Origin of the sequence: Rhodoferax sp., from assembly GCF_037143375.1 — a bacterium.
Classification (GTDB): domain Bacteria; phylum Pseudomonadota; class Gammaproteobacteria; order Burkholderiales; family Burkholderiaceae_C; genus Rhodoferax.
In genome coordinates, this window is record NZ_JBAWYV010000284.1 from 1 (window position 1) to 2,281 (window position 2,281).

3 protein-coding genes are annotated in these 2,281 nt (G+C 58.4%); 1 reads left to right on the forward strand and 2 read right to left on the reverse strand.

Features of this window, described 5'->3' with window-relative positions; all coding sequences use genetic code 11:
- Positions 1-20: 20 nt before the first annotated feature.
- Both WCG50_RS19030 and WCG50_RS19035 read right to left on the reverse strand, forming a co-directional pair.
- Entirely contained in the window at positions 21-1,022 is a 1,002-nt protein-coding gene (locus WCG50_RS19030) for a sulfate ABC transporter substrate-binding protein (protein WP_336901167.1), read from the reverse strand.
- Positions 1,019-1,597 carry an alpha/beta hydrolase gene (locus tag WCG50_RS19035; protein ID WP_336901168.1) on the reverse strand — a complete coding sequence of 193 codons (579 nt, stop codon included), beginning with the start codon at positions 1,595-1,597 and terminating at the stop codon, positions 1,019-1,021. The genes WCG50_RS19030 and WCG50_RS19035 overlap by 4 nt, the downstream gene beginning before the upstream one ends.
- Positions 1,598-1,748: 151 nt before the next feature.
- Between WCG50_RS19035 and WCG50_RS19040 the strand changes: the two genes are divergently transcribed.
- On the forward strand, positions 1,749-2,281 hold a 533-nt coding region (locus WCG50_RS19040), incomplete at its 3' end, for a TRIC cation channel family protein (RefSeq protein WP_336901169.1).

The window sequence follows — 2,281 nt, forward strand, 5'->3', positions numbered from 1 at the left end:
GAAATAGTCGCAGTGGTCATTTACTTGACGGTGTAGAGTTTGTCGAACTGGCCGCCATCGTTGAAGTGCACTTTTTGCGCCTCTGACAAGGAACCAAAGTATTCACTCACCGCGAACAACTGAATCGGTTTGAAGGTGCTGGCGTATTTCTTCAACAAAACCGCCGAACGTGGCCTCAGCGCATGCTTGGCGGCAATCTCTTGCGCCTCATCCGAATACAAATAATCCAGATAGGCCTTGGCCAACGCGCCTGTGCCTTTTTTGGCCACCGTGCGCTCCACCACGGCCACCGGATTTTCTGCCACGATGCTGATGGACGGGTGCACGGCATCGACCTTGCCCGCGCCAAATTCACGGTCCACCGACAACACTTCGGACTCGAACGTCACCAACACATCGCCAATGTTGCGTTGCAAAAAGATGGTGGTCGCATCGCGCCCGCCCTTGGCCAGCACCGGCACATTCTTGAACAGCTTGGCGACAAACTCAGCCGCTTGCGCGTCGGTGCCGCCTTTCTTGCGCACATAACCCCAGGCCGCCAGATAGGCCATGCGGCCGTTGCCGCCGGTCTTGGGGTTGACCACAATCACCTGAATGCCGGGTTTGATCAAGTCGTCCCAATCCTTGATGTTTTTCGGGTTGCCGTTGCGCGTCAGAAACAACATGGTGCTGCTGGTGGGCGAGGCGTTACCGGGGAAGCGTTTGGCCCAGTCTTTGGCCACGATGCCGGTACTGGCCAAAAAGTCCACATCGGTGGTCGTATTCATGGTGACCACATCGGCGTCCAGACCGTCATTCACGGCCCGCGCCTGCGCGCTGGAGCCACCATGCGACTGGTCGATCTTCACGTCCTTGCCGGTGGTTTTTTTATAGTGGGCCGCGAAAGCCACGTTGTAGTCTTTGTAAAACTCGCGTGACACGTCGTAAGAGGCGTTCAGCAGCGTGGATTGCGCCGCTACAAAATTAGTAGCTGTTAGCGCAATTTCAGCAAGGGCTAGCGTCAGTTTTGTCTTAAATTTCATGCGGATTCCAAGGCGTCGTTTGAATGAGGGGTGTACGGGATTGACGCGGCGTACGATTCGCCGGTCAGGGACTGCAGCAGCGCCAAGCCCAGGGGCCAGGCACCAAAGCCGGATTCGATATTGATGTGACCCGCCATTTGCAAGCGCACAAATTCGCTGCCCCAAGCGCGGGCATAAGCGCCAGCCGTGCGCACCGGGCAATACGGGTCGTTGCTGCTGGCCACGATGATGCTGCGGTAGGGCAGTGGCTGGTACGGCACCGGCGCAAAGTCGGCCAGGATGCTGCGGCGCTCCGGGTCGGCCGGTGCCACCAGCAGCGCGCCCTGAATTTTTTCAACCGCTTCGGGCGGCAAGTGTGTGGTGGCGATGCAGCCCAGGCTGTGCGCCACGATCACCACCGGGCCGTCTTGTGCCAGGATGGTCTGACCGATAGACGCCACCCAGGCTTTGCGCGAGGGCGTGATCCAGTCGTCTTGTTTCACCCGCACCGCGCCGGGCAAAGCATCGGCCCACAGGCTTTGCCAGTGACCGGGGCCGGAATCACGCCAGCCGGGAACGATGATGATGCTTGCCATGTTGAGGAAATTTCGCAGTTTTTCTGAGTAATGAAACAGGTTGTGGCGGATTGTGAAACGCCATCGTTAAAACTCAAACTACTTACATTCCATTTGCTTATCTCGAAATACACATAAAGAACATCAGCAAGGGCTGTCGTTTAATAGTGGGATGACGATTCCCAAACTCACCGAAGTCCTGACGCTCTCCAACACCCAGATTGCCATTGAAGCCGCAGCCACCGTGGCGTTTGCACTCTCCGGCCTGATCGAGTCCGCGCGCAAGCGGCTCGATGTCGTGGGCATTTTTATGGTGATGGGCCTGTCGGCTTTTGGCGGCGGCACGCTGCGCGACATCCTGCTGGACCGGCGGCCCTTCTTCTGGGTGGCGCATGCAGGTTGGTTGTGGGTGCTGCTCATTTTGGGCATCGGGGCCATGGTCTTCATGCGCAAACACCATTTCGAGCCGACCGAACGCGCCATGCAATGGCCCGACGCGCTGGGCTTGGGCCTCTTCACCGCTGGCGGCACCCAGATCGCCCTGGACAGTAATATGCCGATCATGGTGGCCGTGCTGATGGGCATGGTCACGGCGGTGTTTGGCGGGGTGATGCGCGACATGGTGTGCAACGAAATCCCCCGCGCCTTTTGCGACCACCAGCCCTATGCGGTCTGTTCGTTTGCGGGCGGCTGGGTCATGATTGC